Annotated in this window: 1 pseudogene; it reads right to left on the bottom strand. The window is 42.4% G+C overall.

The features are described from left to right. A pseudogene (locus tag ABR854_RS25670) lies at window positions 1-1,381 on the bottom strand (hypothetical protein); the annotation flags it as partial.

Below are 1,381 nucleotides of genomic sequence, written 5' to 3'. Positions count from 1 at the left end.
CGTGGTACTTGCCGTTGCCGTACAGCCATTGGCATCTTTGACCGTTAAGGTATAATTGCCTGCCGAAAGGGCTGAAAATACATTACTACTTTGGAAAGTTGAGCCATCTTTTGAATAAGTGTAAGCTGTTATACCACCGCTTGCCAATAAACTAATGCTACCCGTGCTGTTTGATTGACAAGTCAGATTCGTTGGGGTGGCAGTCAATGTTAATAAATTCGGTTCGGTCAAAGTGGTACTTGCCGTAGCCATACAACCATTGGCATCTTTGACCGTTAAGGTATAATTGCCTGCTGAAAGAGCTGAAAATACATTACTACTTTGGAAAGTCGAACCATCTTTTGAATAAGTATATGCCATTGTGCCACCGCTCGCCGATAGGCTGATACTACCCGTGCTGTTTGCTTGACAAGTCAAATTCGTTGGGGTAGCTGTCAAAGTCAATAAATTTGGTTGGGTCAAAGTTGTACTTGCCGTTGCCGTACAGCCATTCGTATCTTTCACCGTTAAAGTATAATTCCCTGCCGAAAGGGCTGAAAATACATTACTACTTTGGAAAGTCGAGCCATCTTTTGAATAAGTATATGCCATTGTGCCACCGCTTGCCAATAGACTGATACTACCAGTGCTGTTTGCTTGACAAGTCAAATTCGTTGGTGTTGCTGTCAATGTCAATAGATTCGGTTCAGTCAACGTGGTACTTGCCGTAGCTGTACAGCCATTGGCATCTTTCACCGTTAAGGTATAATTCCCTGCCGAAAGAGCTGAAAATACATTGCTACTTTGGAAAGTCAAACCATCTTTTGAATAAGTATATGCCATTGTGCCACCGATCGCCAATAAACTAATGCTACCTGTGCTGTTTGCTTGACAAGTCAAATTCGTTGGGGTGGCAGTCAGTGTTAATAATTCTGGCTCAGTCAACGTGGTACTTGCCGTTGCCGTACAGCCATTGGCATCTTTGACCGTTAAGATATAATTGCCTGCCGAAAGGGCTGAAAATACATTACTACTTTGGAAAGTTGAGCCATCTTTTGAATAAGTATATGCCATTGAACCACCGCTCGCCGATAGACTGATACTACCCGTACTGTTTGCTTGACAAGTCAAATTCGTTGGGGTGGCTGTCAATGTCAATAATTCTGGCTCAGTCAAAGTTGTACTTGCCGTTGCCGTACAGCCATTCGCATCTTTCACTTTTAAAGTATAATTGCCTGCACTTAATGCTGAAAATACATTACTACTTTGGAAAGTTGAGCCATCTTTTGAATAAGTGTAAGCTGTTGTACCACCGCTTGCCAATAAACTAATGCTACCCGTGCTGTTTGATTGACAAGTCAGATTCGTTGGGGTGGCAGTCAATGTTAATAAATTAGGTTCA

This window comes from Emticicia sp. W12TSBA100-4 (genome assembly GCF_040253585.1).
Lineage (GTDB): Bacteria > Bacteroidota > Bacteroidia > Cytophagales > Spirosomataceae > Emticicia.
The sequence above is the reverse complement of the archived record's forward strand: the minus strand, read 5'-3'. Positions and strand labels throughout refer to the sequence as shown.